28 protein-coding genes are annotated in these 22,577 nt (G+C 40.4%); 20 read left to right on the top strand and 8 right to left on the bottom strand.

The window, feature by feature from the left end:
• Positions 1-36: 36 nt before the first annotated feature.
• Positions 37-1,695: a glutamine--tRNA ligase/YqeY domain fusion protein gene (locus GSQ74_RS04570; protein ID WP_158990533.1), complete on the bottom strand. Its 1,659-nt coding sequence runs from the start codon at positions 1,693-1,695 to the stop codon at positions 37-39.
• Between the two features lie 168 nt (positions 1,696-1,863).
• On the opposite strand from GSQ74_RS04570, the gene GSQ74_RS04565 reads away from it, so the two are divergent.
• From GSQ74_RS04565 to GSQ74_RS04505, 13 genes are all read left to right on the top strand, one after another.
• On the top strand, positions 1,864-2,238 hold the full coding sequence (locus tag GSQ74_RS04565) for an endonuclease domain-containing protein (RefSeq protein WP_158990531.1): 375 nt from the start codon (positions 1,864-1,866) through the stop codon (positions 2,236-2,238).
• A gap of 51 nt (positions 2,239-2,289) precedes the next feature.
• Entirely contained in the window at positions 2,290-2,709 is a 420-nt protein-coding gene (locus tag GSQ74_RS04560; RefSeq protein WP_158990529.1) for a cobalamin B12-binding domain-containing protein, read from the top strand.
• A 9-nt stretch (positions 2,710-2,718) separates the two neighbouring features.
• Positions 2,719-3,501, top strand: coding sequence for an enoyl-CoA hydratase/isomerase family protein (locus tag GSQ74_RS04555; protein WP_158990527.1), 783 nt, complete (start codon positions 2,719-2,721; stop codon positions 3,499-3,501).
• Between the two features lie 168 nt (positions 3,502-3,669).
• Complete coding sequence (locus GSQ74_RS04550) at positions 3,670-4,254, top strand: outer membrane beta-barrel protein (protein WP_158990525.1); 585 nt, start codon at positions 3,670-3,672, stop codon at positions 4,252-4,254.
• Between the two features lie 251 nt (positions 4,255-4,505).
• Positions 4,506-5,087 carry a hypothetical protein gene (locus GSQ74_RS04545; RefSeq protein WP_158990523.1) on the top strand — a complete coding sequence of 194 codons (582 nt, stop codon included), beginning with the start codon at positions 4,506-4,508 and terminating at the stop codon, positions 5,085-5,087.
• 91 nt (positions 5,088-5,178) lie between these two features.
• A complete protein-coding gene (locus tag GSQ74_RS04540; protein WP_158990521.1) occupies positions 5,179-6,609 on the top strand; it encodes a sigma-54 dependent transcriptional regulator in 1,431 nt (476 codons plus the stop codon).
• A 1-nt stretch (position 6,610) separates the two neighbouring features.
• Entirely contained in the window at positions 6,611-6,826 is a 216-nt protein-coding gene (locus GSQ74_RS04535; RefSeq protein ID WP_158990519.1) for a hypothetical protein, read from the top strand.
• 121 nt (positions 6,827-6,947) lie between these two features.
• Positions 6,948-7,952 (top strand): AI-2E family transporter, encoded by a 1,005-nt coding sequence (locus GSQ74_RS04530; RefSeq protein WP_254060810.1) that lies wholly within the window; start codon positions 6,948-6,950, stop codon positions 7,950-7,952.
• A gap of 125 nt (positions 7,953-8,077) precedes the next feature.
• Positions 8,078-8,344 (top strand): YtxH domain-containing protein, encoded by a 267-nt coding sequence (locus GSQ74_RS04525; protein WP_158990515.1) that lies wholly within the window; start codon positions 8,078-8,080, stop codon positions 8,342-8,344.
• Between the two features lie 45 nt (positions 8,345-8,389).
• A complete protein-coding gene (locus GSQ74_RS04520; protein ID WP_158990513.1) occupies positions 8,390-8,731 on the top strand; it encodes a phage holin family protein in 342 nt (113 codons plus the stop codon).
• A gap of 5 nt (positions 8,732-8,736) precedes the next feature.
• Positions 8,737-9,153: a hypothetical protein gene (locus GSQ74_RS04515; protein ID WP_158990511.1), complete on the top strand. Its 417-nt coding sequence runs from the start codon at positions 8,737-8,739 to the stop codon at positions 9,151-9,153.
• 121 nt (positions 9,154-9,274) lie between these two features.
• Positions 9,275-9,934, top strand: a complete 660-nt coding sequence (gene trmB, locus GSQ74_RS04510) for a tRNA (guanosine(46)-N7)-methyltransferase TrmB (RefSeq protein ID WP_158990509.1) — start codon at positions 9,275-9,277, stop codon at positions 9,932-9,934.
• On the top strand, positions 9,927-10,259 hold the full coding sequence (locus GSQ74_RS04505; RefSeq protein ID WP_174236910.1) for an MGMT family protein: 333 nt from the start codon (positions 9,927-9,929) through the stop codon (positions 10,257-10,259). The genes trmB and GSQ74_RS04505 overlap by 8 nt, the downstream gene beginning before the upstream one ends.
• Before the next feature lies 1 nt (position 10,260).
• On the opposite strand, the gene GSQ74_RS04500 is transcribed toward GSQ74_RS04505, so the two are convergent.
• Together GSQ74_RS04500 and GSQ74_RS04495 are read right to left on the bottom strand one after the other, a co-directional pair.
• The gene (locus tag GSQ74_RS04500; protein WP_158990507.1) at positions 10,261-10,620 is read right to left on the bottom strand and encodes a hypothetical protein; all 360 of its coding nucleotides are present in this window, start codon (positions 10,618-10,620) and stop codon (positions 10,261-10,263) included.
• Between the two features lie 56 nt (positions 10,621-10,676).
• The gene (locus GSQ74_RS04495) at positions 10,677-11,042 is read right to left on the bottom strand and encodes a VOC family protein (protein WP_158990505.1); all 366 of its coding nucleotides are present in this window, start codon (positions 11,040-11,042) and stop codon (positions 10,677-10,679) included.
• A 98-nt stretch (positions 11,043-11,140) separates the two neighbouring features.
• Between GSQ74_RS04495 and GSQ74_RS04490 the strand changes: the two genes are divergently transcribed.
• The 4 genes from GSQ74_RS04490 to polA are packed head-to-tail and all read left to right on the top strand — an operon-like array spanning position 11,141 to position 15,922.
• Positions 11,141-11,485 (top strand): carboxymuconolactone decarboxylase family protein, encoded by a 345-nt coding sequence (locus tag GSQ74_RS04490; protein WP_158990503.1) that lies wholly within the window; start codon positions 11,141-11,143, stop codon positions 11,483-11,485.
• A gap of 18 nt (positions 11,486-11,503) precedes the next feature.
• Positions 11,504-12,511 carry a hypothetical protein gene (locus GSQ74_RS04485; protein ID WP_158990501.1) on the top strand — a complete coding sequence of 336 codons (1,008 nt, stop codon included), beginning with the start codon at positions 11,504-11,506 and terminating at the stop codon, positions 12,509-12,511.
• A 2-nt stretch (positions 12,512-12,513) separates the two neighbouring features.
• Positions 12,514-13,065, top strand: coding sequence for a DNA-3-methyladenine glycosylase I (locus tag GSQ74_RS04480; RefSeq protein WP_158990499.1), 552 nt, complete (start codon positions 12,514-12,516; stop codon positions 13,063-13,065).
• A gap of 43 nt (positions 13,066-13,108) precedes the next feature.
• Positions 13,109-15,922, top strand: a complete 2,814-nt coding sequence (gene polA / locus GSQ74_RS04475; protein ID WP_158990497.1) for a DNA polymerase I — start codon at positions 13,109-13,111, stop codon at positions 15,920-15,922.
• A gap of 153 nt (positions 15,923-16,075) precedes the next feature.
• Here polA and GSQ74_RS04470 read toward each other — a convergent pair whose 3' ends face one another.
• From GSQ74_RS04470 to GSQ74_RS04460, 3 genes are all read right to left on the bottom strand, one after another.
• A complete protein-coding gene (locus GSQ74_RS04470; RefSeq protein WP_158990495.1) occupies positions 16,076-16,588 on the bottom strand; it encodes a cupin domain-containing protein in 513 nt (170 codons plus the stop codon).
• On the bottom strand, positions 16,585-16,977 hold the full coding sequence (locus GSQ74_RS04465; RefSeq protein ID WP_158990493.1) for a DUF4267 domain-containing protein: 393 nt from the start codon (positions 16,975-16,977) through the stop codon (positions 16,585-16,587). The genes GSQ74_RS04470 and GSQ74_RS04465 overlap by 4 nt, the downstream gene beginning before the upstream one ends.
• A 73-nt stretch (positions 16,978-17,050) precedes the next feature.
• Positions 17,051-17,629, bottom strand: a complete 579-nt coding sequence (locus tag GSQ74_RS04460) for a Crp/Fnr family transcriptional regulator (protein ID WP_158990491.1) — start codon at positions 17,627-17,629, stop codon at positions 17,051-17,053.
• Positions 17,630-17,995: 366 nt separating this feature from the next.
• On the opposite strand from GSQ74_RS04460, the gene GSQ74_RS04455 reads away from it, so the two are divergent.
• From GSQ74_RS04455 to GSQ74_RS04445, 3 genes are all read left to right on the top strand, one after another.
• Positions 17,996-19,420 (top strand): glycogen synthase, encoded by a 1,425-nt coding sequence (locus GSQ74_RS04455; protein WP_158990489.1) that lies wholly within the window; start codon positions 17,996-17,998, stop codon positions 19,418-19,420.
• Positions 19,417-20,679 (top strand): glucose-1-phosphate adenylyltransferase, encoded by a 1,263-nt coding sequence (locus tag GSQ74_RS04450; RefSeq protein WP_158990487.1) that lies wholly within the window; start codon positions 19,417-19,419, stop codon positions 20,677-20,679. Before GSQ74_RS04455 ends, GSQ74_RS04450 begins: the two co-directional genes overlap by 4 nt.
• 79 nt (positions 20,680-20,758) lie before the next feature.
• The gene (locus tag GSQ74_RS04445; protein WP_158990485.1) at positions 20,759-20,956 is read left to right on the top strand and encodes a hypothetical protein; all 198 of its coding nucleotides are present in this window, start codon (positions 20,759-20,761) and stop codon (positions 20,954-20,956) included.
• A 49-nt stretch (positions 20,957-21,005) separates the two neighbouring features.
• On the opposite strand, the gene GSQ74_RS04440 is transcribed toward GSQ74_RS04445, so the two are convergent.
• Positions 21,006-21,563 carry a hypothetical protein gene (locus tag GSQ74_RS04440; protein WP_158990483.1) on the bottom strand — a complete coding sequence of 186 codons (558 nt, stop codon included), beginning with the start codon at positions 21,561-21,563 and terminating at the stop codon, positions 21,006-21,008.
• A 259-nt stretch (positions 21,564-21,822) separates the two neighbouring features.
• Positions 21,823-22,497: a metal-dependent hydrolase gene (locus tag GSQ74_RS04435; protein WP_158990481.1), complete on the bottom strand. Its 675-nt coding sequence runs from the start codon at positions 22,495-22,497 to the stop codon at positions 21,823-21,825.
• Positions 22,498-22,577 lie beyond the last annotated feature (80 nt).

Below are 22,577 nucleotides of genomic sequence, written 5' to 3'. Positions count from 1 at the left end.
AGTCTTTTTTATAAAATTATTTATGTACGAGTGTGTTTATTTCTTAACCCAACCATCCTTTAAGGTAACGGTGCGGTTAAACACCAATTTATCGGCAGTGGAGTGCTTATCTAAAGTGAAATAGCCTTTACGCATAAACTGATAGCCTACGCCAACTTCGGCTTTAGCAAGTTCGGGTTCAATGTAAGCTGTTTTTATGATGTGTAAGCTATTCGGATTTAGGTAGTCTTTAAAATCGCCGTCTTCATTCGATGGGTCTTCTACCTGGAATAAACGGTCATACAAACGAATCTCGGCTGTTTTAGCATGCGGAACGCTCACCCAATGAATGGTGCCCTTTACATTGATGCCACTGGTGTCATTACCTGATTTTGATTCGGGGAGATAAACGCAATGCACTTCAGTTACATTACCGTCGGCATCCTTAACAAAGCTTTCGCATTTAACGATGTAAGCGTTTTTAAGGCGCACCATCAGCCCAACACCTAAACGGAAGAATTTTTTAGGTGGCTCTTCCATAAAATCCTCGCGTTCTATCCACAATTCATTGCTGAATGGGAATTCTCTGCTGCCATCGCCATCTTCTGCTTCGGGGTTGTTTTCGCCGTGCATGGTTTCGGTTTGGCCTTCGGGATAATTGGTTAACACCAGTTTTATCGGATCAAGTACTGCCATACGGCGCCAAGCTGATTTATTCAAATCCTCGCGGATACAGAACTCTAATAAACTTACGTCTATCATATTCTCGCGCTTGGCAACGCCAATACGCTCGCAAAACTCGCGGATAGATGCCGGGGTATAGCCCCTGCGGCGCAAACCGCTTATTGTTGGCATGCGTGGATCATCCCAATCTTCCACATGGCCTTCGGTTACCAGTTGCAGCAGCTTGCGCTTGCTCATTACGGTATAGGTCATGTTCAGGCGGGCAAACTCGTATTGCTTTGACGGGAATAAGTCCAGTTGCTCAATAAACCAATCATACAAAGGCCTATGGGGAATAAACTCCAATGTGCAGATTGAATGCGTGATCTCCTCAATAGCATCTGATTCGCCGTGGGCAAAGTCATACATTGGGTATATACACCATTCATCGCCCGTACGGTGATGATGGGCATGTTTTATACGGTACATTAGCGGGTCGCGCAAATGCATGTTTGGCGATGCCAGATCAATTTTTGCACGCAGCACTTTTGCGCCATCCGGGTGTTTTCCGGCTTTCATTTCTTCAAACAAAAGCAGGTTTTCTTCAATACTGCGGCTGCGGTATTCATTGGGTGTACCGGCTTCGGTTGGTGTACCTTTTTGCGACGCGATCTCTTCAGGGCTGCTGTCATCAACATAAGCCAGTCCTGATTTTATAAGGGTTACCGCGAAATTATATATGATATGAAAGTAATCAGAAGCATACAATTCATTTGCCCACTCAAAACCAAGCCACTTTACGTCGGCTTTTATACTATCGACATATTCGGTTTCTTCTTTAGTTGGGTTGGTATCATCAAAACGAAGGTTGGTTGCGCCATTGTACTTTTTGGCCAGCCCAAAGTTTAAGCAAATGGATTTGGCGTGGCCTATATGCAAGTAGCCATTAGGCTCAGGCGGGAAACGGGTAAGTACCCTACCGCCGTTTTTGCCGGCAGCAATATCCTCTTCAACTATTTCTTCTAAAAAATTTAATGATCTCTCTTCGCTCATAGGGGAGCAAAAATAAGAAAAAATGGGGTAATGTGCAGGAGTATGATTTGTGTTGTTTACCCCCACCCGGCCTCCCCCTAAATTTAGGGGGAGGTGTCGACGAAGGAGACGGAGGGGGGTAAAATAAAGGTTCTTGGTATTAGATGGATTATTTTATAATTTTCCTTCATGAACCTTGTCACCGAATTTTGTCGCCAACTACGAAACAATCAAACACCCGCCGAAAAGTTGTTGTGGAATGAATTAAGGCGACGTAATATTAACGGAGAGAAGTTTTTACGTCAGTTCCCATTATTTACTATAAGTGGCTTTGGTAAACGATCATTTTACATAGCCGATTTTTATAGCGCAAAATCCAAATTGGTTATTGAAGTAGATGGGCCTATCCACCTGTTAAAAAAAGAATATGATGCTAACCGGGATTTGGTGATGCAAAGTTGGGGGTTCAATATACTGCGCTTTACCAATGATGAAGTTGTGAATCATCTTGATAGTGTTGTTAAAAAGATTGATGATTATTTGTCGATTCTCGCCAACAATTAACCTCACATTTTCTTCTTACTTTTATCGAACAAAATAAATCTCGGTTTTACTATGAGTAATACCTTTAACCGGCCCATTCGTGTATTAGTTGCTAAGGTTGGCCTTGATGGGCATGATCGCGGCGCACGTATTATTGCTACATCGCTGCGCGATGCTGGTATGGAAGTGATTTATACCGGCCTGCGCCAAACCCCTGAAATGGTAGTGAATACTGCTTTGCAGGAAGATGTGGATGCCATTGGTATATCAATATTATCAGGAGCACACATGACCGTTTTCCCTAAGATCATCAACCTGATAAAAGAAAAAGGCATGGATGATGTGCTGGTTACCGGTGGCGGAATTATACCGGCCGAGGATATGACCGCTTTACAAAAATTGGGTGTGGGCGAGCTTTTTCCACCGGGGACTACCACACATGATATTGTGGATTACATAACCAAGTGGGTGCACCAACACCGGAACTTTTAATTTGATTTTATGGCTTTTGAAAATATTTTAGTTGAGTGTAAAGGACGGATCCAATACATCACCATTAATCGTGAAAGCAAGTTGAATGCTTTGAATAAGGCGACACTGGCTGAACTGCATACCGCTTTAACTGATGGATTTAGTAATAACCAGATTGGCGGCTTGATTATAACCGGAGCGGGACAAAAAGCTTTTGTTGCCGGGGCAGATATTTCGGAGTTTGCATCTTTTGATGCAGTGGCGGGCCGGGCGTTGGCCAGCGAGGGACAAACCAAGGTTTTTGATTTGATAGAGAATGGTCCGAAACCAGTAATTGCAGCGGTAAATGGTTTTGCTTTAGGCGGAGGGTTGGAATTGGCGATGGCGTGCCACATAAGAATAGCTTCCGATAATGCTAAAATGGGTTTGCCCGAAGTTACCCTGGGCTTAATACCCGGCTATGGTGGTACCCAACGGCTGACAAGCTTAGTTGGCAAAGGGAAAGCTTTCGAAATGATAATGACCGCTGATATGATTACTGCCGCGGATGCGATGGAGTTTGGTTTGGTTAACTATGTGGTAAGCCAGGAGGAATTGTTGACGAAGGCAGAGGAGTTATTAAATAAGATGCTACAGCGTGCACCGCTTGCTTTGGCCTCAGCTATTAAGGCTGTTAATGCAGCAGGAAAATCCGGTGTGGATGGTTTCGCTATTGAAATAGAGGAGTTTGGTAACTGCTTTGGAACTGAAGATCTTAAGGAAGGTGTAAATGCATTTATGGAAAAAAGGAAAGCCAATTTTAAAGGCAAATAGTCATTAAAGTGTCATACAGTTGTTTTAAAATCGTTTTAGCTAAAATTTATCTTATTGTTAATCAATCGATTGAATAATCCTGACATTTGGATGAAAAAACTTAGATGATTTGTACCGTTACTTTGTACTGTGTTAACAAACACACAACAATTTAATAACATAGAAATCATGAAAAGTTCAATTAAAATTTCAGCATTAGCATTAGCATTTGCTGCATTCACATTCAGTGCAAAAGCACAATCAACTACCCCAACAAGTACAACTACAGCATCAGGTATCCGTTACAGCATTGGTGTTGACGCGGGCATCCCAACCGGAAAATTATCAGATTCTTATAACTGGAACCTTGGTGGTTCATTACAGGTAGATATTCCTGTTGCCAACAAATTATTTGTTACCGTTAATGCCGGATATGATAATATTTTTGGGAAAAATGTTACTGTTGGAACAATAACATCAAAAGCACAAAACATTGAATTATTGCCAGTTAAAGCAGGTTTAAAATATTTTGTTGTAAGTAACTTTTATGTACAAGGCGAAGCTGGTGCTGCATTTGTGTTAGACAAAACTAAAATTGATGCAAACAACTCAGCAGCTTTTGTTTATGCTCCACAAATTGGTTACCAGTTTCAGTTAGGCGGTAAAAACTATATTGATGCCGGTGTACGTTACGAAGCAAGCACTAAATTAAACAGCGATGTTGATGACAGCAAAGTTAATTTCTTTGGTCTGCGTGTAGCTTACGGTTTCTAAGGAAGCTTACTTAATTAGAAAAAAGCGGGTGCTGATTGATCAGTACCCGCTTTTTGTTTATATGGAATTACTAAATAAATTAACATTTCAGCAAATAAATAATTCGCAATTTTATTATTACAAAGCAGTTTATGTGAAAACTGATATTAGCTTTGCATAAAAATTGTATTATTGCCTGCATAATTATTTAAAGGCTGGTATACGTTGTAATTGTATTGTACGTTTTAACAGCATTAATCTAAACATAGAAAATGGAAATCACTTTTAAAAAGGGACTTGTTTTATTGGCATTTATATGCTTTACCTTGGGTGCAAAAGCACAATATAGCGCTGTTCCTGATACTGCGCGTTTAAGCATTGGCATTGATGGAGCGGTGACATCAGGTGGATTTAAAGACGAATATAAGTTTGGTATAGGCGCATCGGTACAATACGATCTGCCATTGACTGAACATCTGTATGTTACAGCAAATGCCGGTTACCTTAACCTTTTTGCAAATAACAGCAGCTCAAACCCTAATTACATACTAAATGTAAAATCGTCAAACATGGCTGTTGCGCCTGTAAAAGTTGGCCTTAAGCTTTTCATAATCCGTACATTCTATATACAAGGTGAGGCAGGCGAAGCCTTGTTGCTAAATAAAAACTCGGTATATGCCATTAACAGCACCGCGTTTACTTATGACGGGCAAATGGGTATATTATTCAGGCGAAAACAAAAAAGCTATATTGAGGCAGGTATAAAATATTCACTTCAGCAAAGTTATTTCGGCGATGGAAATTACGGTATTATGTGGGGTGCCCGCATAGCTTATGCCTTCAACCTGAAATAAAAACACCGCATTTTTTACAAAAAACTACAGGATTTCACAAAATTGTGTAATTTAACAGCTTAATACATTTACCTGTTAACAGTTTTGTGATATGAAAAAAATACTCATCATTGATGATGAAGTTAATGTTGCGCTGTTATTATCAAAGTTTTTAACCCGTAACGGGTTCGACGTTCAAACAGCATCAAATGGTACCGCGGGTATGGAATGCCTGAAAAATGGTGAGTTCAACCTGGTGCTTTGCGATTTCAGGCTGGAAGATACCGATGGCCGCGAAATGTTGAAAAACATTAAAATTCAATACCCTAAAACCGGTGTTATCATTATTACCGGTTATTCTGATATAAAAATGGCTGTGGAGCTCATTAAAATGGGCGCTTATGATTATATCACCAAGCCACTATATCCCGACGAAATTCTGAATACAGTAAACAAAGCTATTGAAACTCAATATGCTTTGTTGGAGGCAATACACGATAATGAGCCGTTAGTAAATAACAAATCAAAAGAACATAAAAAAGCGGTACAGTCGGGCGAGTTTGTGTTTGGCAATAGCCGTGCATCAAAAGAAATTATACGCCAGATAGACCTTGTTGCCCCAACTAACTATAGTGTAATTATTATAGGTGATAGTGGTACCGGGAAAGAAGCGGTTGCTAAAAGCATACACATGAGCAGCCCGCGCCACAACAACCCTTTTGTGGCTATGGATTGCGGATCATTAACCAAGGAGCTTGCGGCAAGTGAATTTTTTGGGCATGAGAAGGGCTCGTTTACAGGAGCATTGTACACTAAAATAGGCCATTTTGAAATGGCTAACGGCGGCACTTTGTTTTTAGATGAAGTAGGTAACCTATCATACGATATACAGGCCGCTTTACTAAGAACAGTGCAGGAGCGGAAAGTTAAAAGAATAGGCAGCACCAGGGAAATAGACCTTGATGTACGCATAATTGTAGCAACAAACGAAAATCTTCAGGAAAGTATACAGAAGGGCCGTTTCAGGGAAGACCTCTATCATCGCTTTAATGAATTCAGCATTTATATGCCGCCTTTGCGTGACCGGGGAAACGATATTATGCTATTGGCAGAGCATTTTTTGCTGATAGCGAATCAGGAGTTAAGCAGAAATGTAACTTCATTTTCGCAGGAGGTTATAGAGTGCTTTATGAGCTACCGCTGGCCGGGAAACATCCGCGAGCTGAAAAACATTGTAAGGCGGGCTACCTTACTTACCGAAGGGAATGTGATAATGATGAAGGCCCTTCCGCTTGAGATCTCAAACCGGATGATGTCGTTTGATTATAGTGCCAATAGCGGTAATCATACCTCTGTTAATACGGAAAACGGTGAAGTAAAGGAAAATAGGCATGATTTAAAAAACGCGGCCCTGGAAGCAGAATATGAAACTATTTTGCAAGTGTTGAAAGAGGTGAACTTTAACAAAACCAAAGCAGCGGAAATACTAAAAATAGACCGAAAGACCTTGTATAATAAAATGAAAGCCATTAACCTTAAATAAAATGGAAGAGCCACTGAAAGAAAATACTGAGGATCGTAACGAATCTGAAAATTTGAAGCACGATATCAGGAACCAGCTTTCAGCCATACAGCTAGCTATTGAACAGCTGCGCTACGAAATTCCATTAGATTCAGCCGATGGCGTTTTTTATCTGGATACAATTGCTGCCAGTTGTGTTGTAATTAATACCTTATTAAAAGATAAAAACCAAATATAACCTATATAAATATTGTGAAAAAACGCTAAAAACATTTTAGTGTTTTTTTGTTTATGGAATAAGTCTGTCTAAATATCATCACGTGTCAATTTTTAATTATAAGCAACGGAACAATATCATATTGGTCAGCATAATTTTGCTGGGTTGCTTTTTGTTATATGCCCTGAGCGGATTATTCAGTTCAATACTCGGCGCAATTGTATTGTTCACCATATTCAGGCCATTGTATTTATTTTTGGTTGAAAAAAAAGGCTGGAATAAATCACTGGTAGCATTACTTATTATTTTTAGTTCGCTTATTGTAATTGTTATCCCTTTCCTATCATTAAGTTTTATGGTGATAGATAAAATAGCATCTATCAATCATAACACCTTCCCTATACAAGAGTGGCTAACTAAAATTGATGCATTTGCCGCCCAAAAGTTAAATCAGCAGCATTTTGCAGAAAATACGCTTCAAAAACTAGGCACTTTGGCTACCGATCTGTTCCCTTCGATACTGGGCAGCGCAGCAAGTATAATTTTAACCCTGCTGGTTTTGTATTTCCTGCTTTATTTTATGCTTACCCAGCGCAACGAGTTTGAAGCAGGGTTGTTAAAGTACGCACCATTCCGCGAGCAGCATGCCCTAAAGTTTGCAGAAGCAATGCGCAATTCAACTTACTCCAATGTGTTAGGCCAGGGAATTGTAGCTATTACCCAGGGATCATTGTTGGGTTTGGGTTTTTATGCATTCCAAATCCCCGACCCTATATTTTGGGCGGTGATAGGCACCTTCATGTCGTTTTTACCGGTAGTTGGCGCGCCAACCCTGTGTATACCGGCAGGTATCATATTTATAGCTAATGACCATACCATAAAAGGGGTACTAATAATAGCTTACGGTTTATTATTTATTGGCAATATTGATAACGTGTTAAGGGTTATTATAAATAAGCGTATTGGCAATACGCACCCTATCATATCGGTTATTGGGGTTTTTATAGGTTTGCCGCTATTTGGGATACTAGGCCTGGTTTTTGGCCCGGTATTATTATCGTATTTTTTGCTGTTGCTTGAGATATATGAAACCAACAGATTGGCAGCAGACAGGTTGGAACGAATACGGACCAATACCGAAACATAAAACAAGAATGCTTATTTTTGGATATAAATGGTGAAAAGTTGTAAAGACAATTTGTCTTATTACAATACTTGGCAAGATTTTTAGCCGTTTATAAAACAATTAGTCAACTTAAAAATTATAATAGTATGAACGATAACTCAAAAGTAGTAATTGCATTGCTGGCAGGGCTGGCAGCAGGTGCAGCGTTAGGAATGTTGTTTGCTCCGGAAAAGGGTAGCGAAACACGCGATATGCTTTCAGAATCATTAAAAAACCTTGGTGACTCTATAAAAGAAACTGCCGCTAATGAAATTAATAACCTGGTTGGTATAAAAGATAAGGTTGTTGAAAACATCAAAACTAAAATTAACGGTGCTGAGGCAGAATACCAGGACGATTTAGAGCACGCATAAACCAAAGTATCGCGAACATAAGTGCCGCGATCGTAAATAAATTATATGGAAGCCAATAATAAAGAAACACCTCCCCCTATTATCGATCAGCTTACGGAATATGCTGAACTGCGGTTTAAGCTTGCTAAACTGAGGGCGATTGAAGGGGGAACATCAATAGCAGCCAGTATTATTGCTGATGCTGCCGTAATGGTGTGTATGGTATTGGCTTTCATATTCGCTAGTCTCACGCTGGCTTTTTTTCTGGCTGCAGTATTTAACTCCGACTGGGAAGGCTTTGGTTGTGTTGCGCTTATTTATTTACTGATAGCGCTTATTGTAAAAGTTAATAAAAAGAGGCTGGAGAAGCCTATTGTTAATGGGTTTATAAACAAAATATTTAAATAAGTAAGATGGACCCGATTATAAAAAACAGCTGGGATTTAAAAGAAGAGATAGTAAGGCTAAGAGCGCAGGAAAGGGTGCAGCTTGCAGCTATACAGGAGCGTTTTAGCAGTCCGTCGGCTATTTTTTCTACTGTGTATTCGGCATTTCCGAAAAGTAATCATACCGGCGAAAACAAATCGAACATCTTTAATCAGGATTTTGTAAGTATTATATCCCGTTTCCTGATACCGATAACCTTAAATAAAACACTGTTTAAGCATTCCGGCTTTTTAGTGAAAGCACTGGTTGGGTTGGTATCTCAAAAAGCATCTGGGTATGTTAACGAAGAATCTGTAGGTGGGATTTGGGATAAGGCAAAGGCTTTAATTACCAATTTTACTAAAAAAGATAAAATCGAAAAAAGATACCCTTACAGCATGTAAGAAGCTGTTTGAAAAAAGATAAACTATTTTTTTATCATTTTTAACAGCTTCCAATACGGTATAAAATAAATTTCGCCCCAATAAAGCTGGAAAAGTTATTTTTGCGCTTTAATTTTAAAAAGTGGGAAAAGATAAGATCAGGCGTTTCGCCGAAATAGATACATTCAGCAATGTTTTGCAGTTAGATGCAGGTAAACCATATCAGGGTACCTGGGCAAGTCATTTCTTCAAAAACAATCATCCTGTAGTATTGGAGTTGGCTTGCGGTAAAGGCGAATATAGTGTAAGCCTGGCCCGTATGTTCCCGGATAAGAACTTTATCGGTATTGATTATAAAGGTAACCGCATATGGCGCGGCGCTAAAACCGCTTTAGAAGAAGGCGTGAATAATGTTGGTTTTTTACGCATACAGATAGAAAACCTGCTGGATTACTTCGCTCCCGGCGAAGTAGAAGAAATATGGATCACCTTTCCCGATCCGCAACCACAACTTGGTCGCGAAAAAAAGCGGTTAACATCTCCCCGCTTTCTCAATAAATACACACATATCCTGAAAAATGGCGGCTATGTTAACCTTAAAACGGATAACGATGTATTGCATGCCTACACTGCCGAAAAAATTGGCGAGCTGGAGCTGGTCCTTCACGCGAAAACAGAAGACCTGTATCATTCGCCATTTGCTAATGATGTGCTGAACATCAAAACCTATTATGAAAAAAAATACTTAAAGGATAATAAGAATATTAACTACCTTAAATTTTCATTTACAAATAATGGATGATATTAACTTTTTTGATAAAGTTTTCCAGGTAGCAAGGCTGATACCACCGGGCCGCGTAACTTCCTATGGTGCTATAGCGGGTTATTTGGGCACAAAAGGTTCATCCCGGATGGTTGGTTATGCCATGCAGGCTTGCGGAAAAGAACAGCCACCGGTTCCGGCACATAGGGTAGTAAACAGACAGGGTCTGCTTACTGCAAAATTTCATTTCGGTGGCAGTTTGATGGCTGAACTATTAGAAAGCGAAGGGGTAAAAGTTGTTGACGACCAGGTACAGGATTTTAAAAATGTATTTTGGGACCCCGTGATTGAGTTGGCTTTATAGGTTAATCCTGGATATATTTATTACCATGATAATCAGAAAATAACCAGGTAATCAAAACAGCAAACCCAAAAGCGATATAAAATATCTTACCTGTTGCGCTATCTTTAAAAAGGGTGAATCCCAATGTAATTAATACAACACCTACTACTAATTCTATTATGCCATGTAATGGCAAAGAAATTACCTTAAGCAAACCTGCACTAAAGTCAGTTAATAAAGTAAGTGTTAAATGCACTATGGCGAGTGCGTATGTAAATACGGCCACAAAGCCGCTCAACCCAAAAGACATCGGCGAAGCCAAAAGAAATAGCACAACCAAAAAATCGATAATGCCATGTATCCTTGGGGAAATGAATTTCATAATTATTGCGTTGAAAGAGGTATAATATAAGATACGCTATTCGTACCGGATAGGTTTTATAAATCAATCTTTTGCAGCAGCTCTATCCTATTTCCGAACGGATCTAAAAAAGCAAAACGACGCCTGCCCGGTATTATAGGTTCTTCCAAAATCTTTACTTTATTTTCAAGATAGCTTAAGGCCGCGTCTACATCCCCAACCTCAAAGGCGGTGTGTCTTGTCGAAACAGGTAATGGGGTTTCTACGCCAATATGTAACTGGGCATCGCCAATATTAAACCAATAGCCGGGCGTTTTAAAAAGATGATTTGGGCGATCGATTAGTTCAAGGCCTATTACTTCAGTATAAAAAATCTTAGCTTCCTCCAGTCGTTCAGGTGCAACGGCTATGTGGACATGATCGATACGTTTAAATGTTATCATAGCATCAAATTATAGGTAAATTTATCAAATAGAGTACTTATCAGCATAAAGATTTATACTTTTAAAACTCTGAAAAGAAATCCATAAAATATATCGCCATGGGAAAACTTATAAATGATTTTGAATCCTATCGTACTAAAATGAACGACAGGATAATGGAAACGGCCAATACTAATATTAAACGGTTTTTCGCTTTAGATACTACCACCTATGCCCAAGGTTCGCTTGATGTAAAAACCAAGGAAATGCTGGGACTGGTAGCCTCGATGGTTTTGCGTTGTGATGATTGCATCAAATATCATTTAGGTAAATGCCATGAAGCAGGTGTAAACAGCGATGAAATGAACGAGGTGTTCATGATCGCTAATTTAGTAGGTGGATCGATAGTCATCCCGCACTATCGCAGGGCGGTTGAGTATTGGGATGAATTGAATGAGGCTTAACAACCATATTAAATATACATGAAAACACTAAAACCTAAACAGCACATTGTAGTGGTTGCTTTTTTATTGGCGCTATTGATGCCAATATTTACTAAAGCGCAATCCAAAAATATTTTTTCCGGTAAAGGCTGGATACCTTTCTCGTGGGAAAGCATGAAACTTGGCAACAGGACATTTGATAAAGCGGCCATGATTGTTCCGTTTAAAATAGATGGTATTGATGCTGATTTTACGCTGCAATTCGATCTTGGCGCAACCAGTTCGATGTTGTATGGCAATAGTATCGACTATTTTTTGAACGAGAACAGTGTGTTAAAAGCAAAACTGGACACCACTACTAAACGCTTTTTTATACAGAACACTAAGAATGGAGGATTCAGGAATCTCGATGCGTGTTTAGGGAGTGTAAAATATATTTTTGATGATATGGCCTACTTTAAAGGCTTTGGCGATACGCTAACAGTCGATTCTATAAAAAAAGGCAAACCAATAAGAATAGGCACACTTGGCGCACCATTTTTTAAAGATAAAGTGCTGATCATTGATTACCCCCATCAGCGTTTTTTAATATTGGATTCGTTAAATGAAAAGACTAAAAATGATTTTGATTTTGTAGATGCGCGGCTCGATATGGGCACATTAAAAATTCCATTTAATATTGGTGGAACACCCTACTGGATGATGTTTGATACCGGTTCAAGCATTTTTGCAATAATGACTGATCAGCAGCATTATAACACATTTACCGGGAATACGCAGGTTGATTCTTTGGGGATTAGCTCCTGGGGGCAAATTAAAATGGTTTATGGAAAGCAAATTAATAAGCCTGTAAAACTGGGCAATACAGTCCTGCCCAATAATTATGTTTACATGATGCCGGGAAACGATTGGGATGATTTTTATAAACAGGAGAAGATCGTAGGTTTAACAGGTAATGCTTTTTTCTTGAATAACGTGGTTGCCATTGATTTTAAACAGTTAAAATTTGGCGTTTATAAATATAAAGTAACTACTAAATCTAAATAACAATGAGTGAAATAAAACGCTGCCGCTGGCCCGGAACAGATGAACTCTACATCAAATACCACGATGAAGAATGGGGAAAACCGGTTCACGATGATAAAATTTTATTTGAGTTTTTGATTCTCGAAGCAGCACAAGCTGGTTTAAGCTGGATAACCATACTGCGCCGCCGCGAAAATTATCGGAAGGCCTTTGCAGAGTTCGATTATAAAAAAATAGCGGATTTTAATGACGAGGATGTGCACCGGTTATTAAATGATGCGGGCATTATCCGCAATCGCTTAAAAATTGGCGCGGCTATCGGCAGCGCTAAGCTTTTTATGGAGGTGCAAAAGGAGTTTGGTTCGTTTGATAAATACCTGTACAGCTTTATGCCAGAGGGCAAACCGATTAACAATACATCGGGTGCAACACCTGTAAATACCGAAATATCCGATGCGATTAGTAAGGATATGAAAAAGCGTGGCTTCAAATTTTTTGGCACCGTAATTTGTTATGCTTTTATGCAAGCTGTTGGTATGGTGAATGATCACATTCCGGAGTGCTCATTTAAATGATTTGGCCGATAGGTTTTAGTAAATTTGCCTACTTTTATAAACAATGAAAAAACTATTTCTTTTGGATGGCATGGCCCTGATATACCGGGCTCATTTTGCGTTGAGTAAGAGCCCGAGGTTTACTTCGGGTGGGTTAAATACATCGGCAGTTATGGGTTTTACGAATACCCTGCTGGATGTGCTGAAAAAAGAAAAGCCAACCCACATGGCCGTGGTATTTGATACCGAAGCACCTACCGATCGCCATATTGAATACGAAAAGTACAAGGCACATCGTGAGGCTATGCCGGAGGATTTATCTAAGGCATTACCCTATATTTTTAAGTTGGTACTTGGTTTTAATATCCCGCTGATCACGTCTGATGGTTACGAGGCTGATGATATTATCGGCACCCTTGCCAAAAAAGCAGAGCAGCAAGGCTACCAGGTTTACTGTATGACGCCGGATAAGGATTTCGGTCAGCTGGTATCGCCTAACATCCACATCTACAAACCGGCCCGCATGGGTAATGAGATGGAAATACTGGGTGTGAAAGAGATTTTAGCCAAATGGGAAATTGAGCGTGTTGACCAGGTTATAGATATTTTAGGTTTATGGGGCGATGCGGTGGATGGTATCCCCGGTATCCCCGGTATCGGGGAAAAAACCGCCAAAACGCTGATCAAACAATATGGATCGGTTGAGGAGATTATCGCGCATAGCCATGAGCTGAAAGGCAAGATGCGCGAGAATGTGGAGGCCTTCGCCGAGCAGGGTTTAATGTCGAAAAGACTGGCTACCATCAACCTTAATGTTCCGGTTGAACTGGATGAGGCCGGACTGGAAATGTGTGCCCCAAGCAAAGATCTGCTAGAGCCGCTTTTTGCTGAACTGGAATTCAGGACATTGGGCCGGCGTGTGTTTGGAGATGATTTCAGCGTTACGGAAATGAAATCGGTATCTATTCAAACCGACCTGTTTGGCAATGAAGTGGCTACCGGACGTACTACGATGACTGTTGACATTGCAGACATCGGTCAGCCTGAAAGTTCGGTTGCGCCTTCAAAAAATATAGATACTGTTCCGCATGAATATCATTTGGCTGATACTTTTGAAAAGCGCGCTGAATTGATCAAGCTGCTGAAACAGCAAAAAGATATATGCTTCGATACAGAAACTACTGGTACCGATGCTAATTTTTGCGAGTTGGTGGGCTTGTCATTCGCAATAAAAGCTAATGAAGCCTGGTATGTGCCCGTGCCTGCCGAGCAGGAAGAAACAAAGAAGATAGTAGATGAATTTAAGGGATTGCTTGAAGATGCTTCTATCGGCAAAACAGGCCAAAATCTAAAATTTGATATTCTGATGCTGAAATGGTATGGCATTGAAGTAAGAGGCAACCTGTTTGATACCATGATGGCTCACTATGTGCTTGACCCGGATACCCGCCATGGGATGGACATCCTGTCGGAAAATTATTTAGGGTATAAACCGGTTTCAATCACTTCACTCATTGGCGCCAAGGGTAAAAACCAAGGCAATATGCGCGATGTGGAAATCGAAAAGATAAAAGAATATGCTGCAGAGGATGCAGACATCACGCTGCAGTTAAGAAATATTTTCGAGCCAAAGATTAAAGAAGCTGAGGCAGAAAAACTGATCAATGAAATTGAGCATCCGCTGATTTATGTTTTGGCTGATATAGAATATGAAGGTGTAAAAATAGATCATGATACGTTAAAAGAGTTTTCGAAAGAACTGGAAACTGATGTAGCTAAGTTGGAGAAAATCGTATTTGAAAAAGCTGGAGTGCGTTTCAACATCGCATCGCCCAAACAATTAGGCGAGGTGCTGTTTGAGAAACTAATGCTCGATCCTAAAGCTAAAAAAACCAAAACCGGTCAGTACCAAACCGGCGAGGATGTTTTAGTAGGGCTTGCCGCGAAAAGCGATATTGTACGAGATATTTTAGATTATCGCCAACTGCAAAAATTAAAATCGACTTATGTAGATGCATTGCCGCAGCTGGTAAATGCTAAAACCGGGCGTGTGCATACCTCCTACAACCAGGCGGTAGCAGCCACCGGGCGTTTAAGCTCAACTAATCCAAACTTGCAGAACATACCCATCCGTACAGAACGTGGTCGCGAGGTGCGTAAGGCCTTTATCCCTCGCGATAGCGGACATGTTATTGTATCTGCGGATTATTCGCAAATAGAACTGCGCATCATCGCCGAAATAAGCAAGGATGCGAATATGATGGAAGCCTTTGTGCAAAACCTGGATATTCACACTGCTACGGCAGCCAATGTTTATGGTATCGGGTTAGATGAGGTAACCAGTACGCAGCGCCGTAATGCCAAGGCGGTTAATTTTGGTATTATCTACGGGCAGTCGGCTTTTGGCTTGTCTCAAAATTTAGGCATACCGCGTAAGGAAGCTGCCGAGATCATCGATAATTACTTTGCCCAATACCCCGGCATAAAAACCTATATGAGCGATACGATGAATTTCGCCCGGGAGAACGGTTATGTTTGTACGCTGATGGGCAGACGCAGGTATCTGCGTGATATTAATTCGGCCAATGCAACGGTGCGTGGTTTTGCGGAGCGAAATGCTATAAACGCGCCAATACAAGGTTCAGCCGCAGATATGATCAAAATAGCGATGATCAATATCCATAAAGAATTCCTCGCCCAAAAATTGGATGCCCGCATGACCATGCAGGTACATGATGAGTTGGTTTTTGATGTCCCGCATCATGAGGTGGAAATTGTTAAGCCAATCATTTTGCACAACATGAAGACCGCCATAAAAACAACCGTACCTATAATGGTTGAAATTGGCACCGGCGCTAATTGGCTGGAGGCGCATTAATAGAAAAACAGACACCAACTACAGGCAGGCACTTGCCTTTATGTCATTGCGAGGAACGAAGCAATCGCACGGAGAAAAGCGGCTTGTATTGTTCGCGATTGCTTCGTTCCTCGTAATGACATGGAGTAGAGAGGCCCTTCGGCAACATTGTGTTTATTTACAATATCTCTCTATCAACTCATCCAAGCGCCCTCTTTTGATAGCGGCTTTAGCAACAATCTTAAATAGCGGCGCGGCTATTCTCTGAATCCCTACCATTTTTGAGTTGTTTAGGTAAACAAATAGTGCTAAGTCTGAAAAGCTTTTTGGGGTTCCGGCATCGCTTGCCAAGCCATCTTTTGCAAGCCCTTTTAAAATGAAAAGGGCATTTTCAAAGTTTTTATTGCCTGGATTTAGGGTTGTGGTTACAATACATTCTTCGTTAGAAGTATTATGAAAATAATGTTTCTCATTCGGTTCTATAGTAGCAATGTCTCCCTGTTTTAAATGGTGAATGTCTTTACCTCTCCCAACTTCAAGTGTGCCTTTTAAGACTTCAAAGGTTTCTGAAAAAAGTGTGTGATAATGCCATGGTGTATTTTCGCCCGGAAGAATATTCATCTCCAATACACTGTTTTTATGGGTGTCGACTGAACTGATCAGTTTTACATATGATTGAGTTTTCATAACGCTTTTTGTGTTTGTTTGGCTGCCAATAGGATTATTCCGAATACGGAGCAAATGATGATAGCGATGATGTGCGGCATAGCTTGAGAGATGCCGTTATAGCTTTTGCTGAGCACAATAAGCATATCGTTAACTGGTATTATTGTAGCCGCTAACAAGGTTACGCCAAGGGCGCGCCTTTCATTCATCAGCACAAAGGCGCAAACAAGCAGCCCGGAAAATATATCCCTGATACCTTTTATATGGTCAAAGGAATAATCGCCATTTGCATTAAAGTGGATGCCGAACGCGGCTGTTGCTACCTCCGGAGATATAAAAAAGCGGACCCCGAGAAAAATTATTCCCAACCCGGTTAAAAATGCGATCGCATAAGAAATTTTTGTTGTCATGATATTTTGTTTTTAAATGATGACACAAAATTATCAGGACGGCAACCGGTATTAATGCACCTGGGTTAACAAATCAAAATTGAGTAAAAATTCTTTTACGGATACGGCTTAAGGACTGTGGTTTGACGCCGACATAGGAAGCAATGTGGTATTGCGAGATCCTTTGTTGCAAGTCGGCGTGGTTTTTTAAAAACCTTTCATAACGAAGTTCGGGTGTTTCTGTATAAAATGAACTGATATCCTGCAGTAATTGTAAAAAAACGGCCTCAATGGCTATCCTGCCAAAACGTTCCCCTTCACGAACGTTTTTATAAAGTGACTGCAGGTCATTATAGGAGATAACGAAAACAACACTGTCTTCTAAAGCCTGAATGATTTTTGAAGACGGTTTTTGTGACAGAAAACTTTCATAGTTACATACATATTCATTTTCCTGGGAGAAGTCGTATATTTTTTCCTCCCCGTCATGATTAATGTAGTATCGCATCAATCCTTTTGCAACAAACCCCACGTGTTTACAAATTCGCCCTTCTTCTAAAAAAAAATCTCCCTTTTTATAGGTCTTTTCTTTAAATAAAGTTGTTACGATATCTGCCTCCGCCGGGCTTATCGCTATCAGGCTTTGTATGCTATTAATTAAGCTATCTATCATTATGGGCCGTAGTTTTAAATTATTGGCAGGGTATGTGTTTATCAGGGTACCTAAACAAAAATAAATAATAAATCCCTTCAAGGAGCACGAATGAATATTGATTTATACTAATGTGCGCAGGGTGTCATCCTGAGCGCAGTCGAAGGGTTAGCGCAGAGGCCTTTACCCACATACTTCGACTACGCAGCATGACATCCCTTTTAAAAATCTGCCGCACTAAAAAGCCCATCTCTTTAATAAATGTTGAATTATCAACTTAATGTTATTTTCTATTAAAATTTCACAGTATTTGAAACACATTTTTTAAAAAATGTGTTTGCTTATTGAGTTAAATGTTTCCTAAATTGAGCCATTATATATACCTGTATGAGAATCTACCATCTTGCCGCCGAATGTTACCCTATTGCCAAAGTTGGCGGCCTTGCTGATGTGGTGGGCGCATTGCCTAAATACCAGAATCTTGCCGGCATGGATGCCGCGGTTGTTATCCCATTTTACGACCGGAAGTTTACCCGCGAAAATGAATTTGATATTGTTTTTAAAGCGGGAACGCTATTAGGCAACCGCAGGTTATATTTTGAGGTATGGAAGGAGAAAACCAATAAGCTTGGCTTTGAACTGTACTTGATTAAAATTCCCGGATTATTAGACCGTGAAGAGGTTTATATGTACCCTGATGAGCGGGAACAATTTATCGCGTTTCAGTTGGCGTTTTTGGATTGGATAAGCTATTCGCAGCAAAGCCCTGATATTATTCATTGTCATGATCATCATGTGGGATTGATACCATTTTTGATGTATCATTCAAAGCTGTATACCCGCCTGGCTAATATACCAACCGTATTTACTATTCATAACGGGCAGTACCATGGTGTTTTGAGCTGGGACAGATTTTATTATTTGCCGGATATAGACCCAGCCAAAGGTGGTTTGCTAGATTGGGCAGGCGCGATTAATCCATTGGCGGCGGCAGTAAAGTGCTGTTATAAATATACCACGGTATCGCCAAGTTATCTGGAGGAATTAACCATTAGCTCCAACGGATTAGAATACCTATTTTATTTAGAGCAAGCAAAAGGCTCAGGAATTATCAATGGCATTGATACCGAGGTTTGGAATGCCAAAACTGACACCATGATCCCGGCCAATTATACGGTGACCAAGGTAGCGCAGGGTAAACAAAAAAACAAAGAAGAATTATGTGCCAGGTTTAACCTGTCGCCGGAATTGCCTTTGGTATCATTTATTGGCCGGTTGGTATTGGAAAAAGGAGCCGATTTACTGGCGGAGTCCATAGCAAGAACCATCGCCAGCCATCCGGATAAAGTTAACTTCCTGATATTGGGAGCCGGTGACCCACTAATGGAGCAGGGTTTAAAAGAATTAAAAGAGCTGCTGCCGGAGCAGTGCAATATATTTATTGGATACGATGAAGCACTGGCGCATGTAGTATATGCCGGGTCGGATTTCTTGCTGATGCCATCGCGCGTTGAGCCTTGCGGGTTAAACCAGTTATATGCATTGCGTTATGGCACCGTGCCGATAGTTCGCAGCACGGGTGGATTAAAAGATACTGTTATTGATTTTGGAGAAGAAGGTGGCTATGGTATACGATTCAACAACATATCGGTAGATGATATTTGTGGCGCAGTTGACAGGGCATTAGTATTGTATGAAAACACGCAACAACTTAACCAATTGCGTAAAAGAATGATGGCGCTTGATTTTTCGTGGGACAGATCGGCCAAAGAGTACATTAACCTTTATGAAAGTTTAAAACCTAATATATGACCTCAAAAGTAATCTGCATTGTACTTGGCGGTGGCCAGGGCAGTCGCCTATCGCCGCTTACCGCAACTCGATCCAAACCGGCCGTTCCAATTGCCGGTAAATACCGTTTGGTTGATATACCTATCTCCAACTGTTTGCATTCGGGTATAACACGTATTTATGTGTTAACGCAGTTTAACTCGGCGTCGTTAAATAAGCACATCAAAAACACCTACCATTTCAGCAGTTTTAGTGAGGCTTTCGTGGATATTTTGGCTGCGGAACAGACACCAACCAGCGGTGGATGGTACCAGGGTACGGCCGATGCGGTTAGGCAGAGCTTACACCATCTGGCTGTTCATGAGTTTGACTATGTGCTGATCTTATCGGGCGATCAACTATACCAGATGGATTTTGAGGAGATGATAGAGAATCACATCCAGGCAAATGCTGAAATATCTATCGCGACTATTCCTGTACATGCCAATGATGTGCCGGGCTTTGGTATTTTGAAAACGAACGAGGAAAGCATGGTTACTGCTTTTATCGAAAAACCAAAAACAAATTTTGAAAATTGGGCATCAGAGGTTAGCGATGAAATGAAGGCTCAGGGCCGCTTGTACCTGGCGTCAATGGGTATTTATATATTTAACCGCGACTTGCTATATGAGCTTTTGCAAGGTAATGAGCGCACTGATTTTGGTAAAGAAATTATTCCACAGTCGATTGATAACCATAAGGTTTTAAGCTATCAGTACGAAGGGTATTGGACCGATATTGGTACCATCCCATCATTTTTTGACGCTAACTTAGGGCTTACAGATGATATCCCACAGTTTAACCTGTTTGATAAAAATTACATATTTACCCGTGCACGTATGTTGCCGCCATCAAAAATGAGCGGTACACAAGTTGATAAAGCCATTATTGCTGATGGTTGTATTATAAATGCGAGCCATATTACACGGTCGATTATTGGCATACGCAGCCGCATAGGTTTGGATACCACTATTGAAAACTGCTATGTGATGGGTAGTGATAATTATCAAACGCTTGAACAGATAGAAGAATCAAGGCTCAGTAATTCACCAATAATGGGTATTGGCGACAGGTGTACCATCAAAAACGCCATCATCGATAAAAACACTTATATTGGTAATGATGTAAGCATTAATTGCGGCGAAAAGCTGGAAGATGGTGATTATGGTACCCATACCGTGCAGGATGGGATTGTGGTTGTTAAAAAGCGGGCAATGATTCCACACGGCACTGTAATTTAGTTAGAAAGAAATTAAAAACAATTGATGATTAATTTTGTGTTTGTATAGAACAATCTATTAAAAACTAAAAATTATCATCATGAGAAAATTGTTTTGTATGATTGCTTTAGGAGCGATCTCGTTCGGAAGTGTATTTGCGGCGGTACCAATGCCTAATACAAAAACCACGATGCAAACAGATACCGGTAAAAAAGTGGATACCGGCAAAATGAAGAAAAAGTGGAAGAAAGGGAAGATGAAGATGAAAATGAAAGACACCACCAAAATGGGGTCATAATAAAAGCCTCGTTAACATTTGTTAGCGAGGCTTTTATTATGTGTTACGACTAATAGGAATCGATACCTACCTGAAAATCCAAGCTGTTTCCAGTCACATTTCCTATATCTATATTACTATATATGAGATCGTCGCCATCGCCTAATTCATATTCCCCTACCCACGGGCTTTGTGTATCACCATTGCTGTCTTCGTAGGTGAAACCCACGTCATAATGATACTGGTAACTAGTGGTGATATCAACGGTATAAACATCCGGCACTATATGGGGGTAAAAAGTGTAAGTACTGCCATCAAAGTTATAATTACTGTCCCACGTATTAAACGAATAACTTTCGCCGTTGGCACCTGTAAGTGTAATCAGGTAGCCTTCGTTCTCGCCATAAGGCTCGGTAAGTGTTACAGGTATAGTACCGGTAGTCGCGGCAGTAATCTGTTTTGTAAATACTTTGTGGTTGGTTTTAAACGGGAATATTTGTTGCAGCATATGAGCTGCTTCCCTTTGCCTTAGTCTAAGCGTATTACTCAGATCATTTGCTTGTGATACATCAGCGAATACAATAGAAAATAGCATTGCCAATGGCAGAATGGTTTTAAATGGTTTCATAGTAATTTGGGTTTTGGTTTCTAATTACTGTAAATCTAAACACCTATTGAGCTATTAACCTATACGATATTGCCTTATCTTTTTAATATATTAGCCTTGCCGTTTATTGCCGTTGTCAACTAAGATGATAGCCTCAAAACCAATGGTTGATCACACGCAATTTGTATTTACTATCAGCGCAAACCGATCAAAAAAAAATATTACCGAATAAAAAAAGAGGCTGTCTCATATTTATGAGACAGCCTCTTTTTTTATTATTTTACAACGATAAGCTTTCGCCAATTGCAGGTAGTTTTAAATTGAGGCCTGCTTTTACGAATTTCGCCATTACCTCGTCTTTATCTATCTTAATTACCGGGAACGAATCATAATGTACACCAATCACGTTTTTGCAATTGATAAAATCGCAAGCCTTAATGGCATCATCGGCACCCATGGTATAGTTGTCGCCAATTGGTAAAATGGCCCAATCCAGGTTATCATCAGCCAATAGCTTCATATCATAGGTAAGCGCGGTATCGCCTGCAAAATAAATCGCTTTTCCTTCAGTATAGATAACAAAACCAGCGGGATTGCCCCCATAGCTGCCATCGGGCATTGAGCTGGAGTGGATAGCGTTAACCATTTTAACACGGCCAAAGTCGAAGTTATAACCGCCACCTATGTTCATGCCGTGCGCTTCAATATCTTGTTTACCTAGCCAACCGGCTATCTCGGCAATACAAATAACTTTTGCACCGCTATTTTTTTGGATGGTTATCAGGTCGGCTACGTGGTCGCCGTGCCCATGTGATACCAGGATATAATCCGGTTTCAGGCTGTTAATATCAATATGGCTCGCTAAGGGATTTGGCGATATAAATGGATCAAATAATAGTGTTTTGCCGCCTGCTTCTATTTGAACGCAGGATTGACCGTAATAAGTGATTTTCATGATGTTTGATGTGTTTATGATAAAAGTAAGAAGCCGTGGTATAAGTTTTCTTAAAGTGGAGTTTAATGACCAAACTTTTA

It is taken from the genome of Mucilaginibacter sp. L196 (assembly GCF_009765905.1).
Taxonomy (GTDB): domain Bacteria; phylum Bacteroidota; class Bacteroidia; order Sphingobacteriales; family Sphingobacteriaceae; genus Mucilaginibacter.
This window is presented reverse-complemented; position numbering and strand designations above follow the sequence as displayed.

Bases quoted from the DNA above. Each gene is read 5' to 3' on its own strand.
- GSQ74_RS04440 (WP_158990483.1), bottom strand. From the start codon at position 21,563: ATGAAACCATTTAAAACCATTCTGCCATTGGCAATGCTATTTTCTATT.
- GSQ74_RS04540 (WP_158990521.1), top strand. From the start codon at position 5,179: ATGAAAAAAATACTCATCATTGATGATGAAGTTAATGTTGCGCTGTTA.
- GSQ74_RS04465 (WP_158990493.1), bottom strand. From the start codon at position 16,977: ATGACAACAAAAATTTCTTATGCGATCGCATTTTTAACCGGGTTGGGA.
- GSQ74_RS04550 (WP_158990525.1), top strand. From the start codon at position 3,670: ATGAAAAGTTCAATTAAAATTTCAGCATTAGCATTAGCATTTGCTGCA.
- GSQ74_RS04445 (WP_158990485.1), top strand. From the start codon at position 20,759: ATGAGAAAATTGTTTTGTATGATTGCTTTAGGAGCGATCTCGTTCGGA.
- GSQ74_RS04495 (WP_158990505.1), bottom strand. From the start codon at position 11,042: ATGATAACATTTAAACGTATCGATCATGTCCACATAGCCGTTGCACCT.
- GSQ74_RS04455 (WP_158990489.1), top strand. From the start codon at position 17,996: ATGAGAATCTACCATCTTGCCGCCGAATGTTACCCTATTGCCAAAGTT.
- GSQ74_RS04565 (WP_158990531.1), top strand. From the start codon at position 1,864: ATGAACCTTGTCACCGAATTTTGTCGCCAACTACGAAACAATCAAACA.
- GSQ74_RS04460 (WP_158990491.1), bottom strand. From the start codon at position 17,629: ATGATAGATAGCTTAATTAATAGCATACAAAGCCTGATAGCGATAAGC.
- GSQ74_RS04435 (WP_158990481.1), bottom strand. From the start codon at position 22,497: ATGAAAATCACTTATTACGGTCAATCCTGCGTTCAAATAGAAGCAGGC.
- GSQ74_RS04515 (WP_158990511.1), top strand. From the start codon at position 8,737: ATGGACCCGATTATAAAAAACAGCTGGGATTTAAAAGAAGAGATAGTA.
- GSQ74_RS04485 (WP_158990501.1), top strand. From the start codon at position 11,504: ATGAAAACACTAAAACCTAAACAGCACATTGTAGTGGTTGCTTTTTTA.
- GSQ74_RS04570 (WP_158990533.1), bottom strand. From the start codon at position 1,695: ATGAGCGAAGAGAGATCATTAAATTTTTTAGAAGAAATAGTTGAAGAG.
- GSQ74_RS04520 (WP_158990513.1), top strand. From the start codon at position 8,390: ATGGAAGCCAATAATAAAGAAACACCTCCCCCTATTATCGATCAGCTT.
- GSQ74_RS04535 (WP_158990519.1), top strand. From the start codon at position 6,611: ATGGAAGAGCCACTGAAAGAAAATACTGAGGATCGTAACGAATCTGAA.
- GSQ74_RS04505 (WP_174236910.1), top strand. From the start codon at position 9,927: ATGGATGATATTAACTTTTTTGATAAAGTTTTCCAGGTAGCAAGGCTG.
- GSQ74_RS04545 (WP_158990523.1), top strand. From the start codon at position 4,506: ATGGAAATCACTTTTAAAAAGGGACTTGTTTTATTGGCATTTATATGC.
- GSQ74_RS04490 (WP_158990503.1), top strand. From the start codon at position 11,141: ATGGGAAAACTTATAAATGATTTTGAATCCTATCGTACTAAAATGAAC.
- GSQ74_RS04555 (WP_158990527.1), top strand. From the start codon at position 2,719: ATGGCTTTTGAAAATATTTTAGTTGAGTGTAAAGGACGGATCCAATAC.
- polA (WP_158990497.1), top strand. From the start codon at position 13,109: ATGAAAAAACTATTTCTTTTGGATGGCATGGCCCTGATATACCGGGCT.
- GSQ74_RS04480 (WP_158990499.1), top strand. From the start codon at position 12,514: ATGAGTGAAATAAAACGCTGCCGCTGGCCCGGAACAGATGAACTCTAC.
- GSQ74_RS04470 (WP_158990495.1), bottom strand. From the start codon at position 16,588: ATGAAAACTCAATCATATGTAAAACTGATCAGTTCAGTCGACACCCAT.
- GSQ74_RS04525 (WP_158990515.1), top strand. From the start codon at position 8,078: ATGAACGATAACTCAAAAGTAGTAATTGCATTGCTGGCAGGGCTGGCA.
- GSQ74_RS04500 (WP_158990507.1), bottom strand. From the start codon at position 10,620: ATGAAATTCATTTCCCCAAGGATACATGGCATTATCGATTTTTTGGTT.
- GSQ74_RS04560 (WP_158990529.1), top strand. From the start codon at position 2,290: ATGAGTAATACCTTTAACCGGCCCATTCGTGTATTAGTTGCTAAGGTT.
- GSQ74_RS04450 (WP_158990487.1), top strand. From the start codon at position 19,417: ATGACCTCAAAAGTAATCTGCATTGTACTTGGCGGTGGCCAGGGCAGT.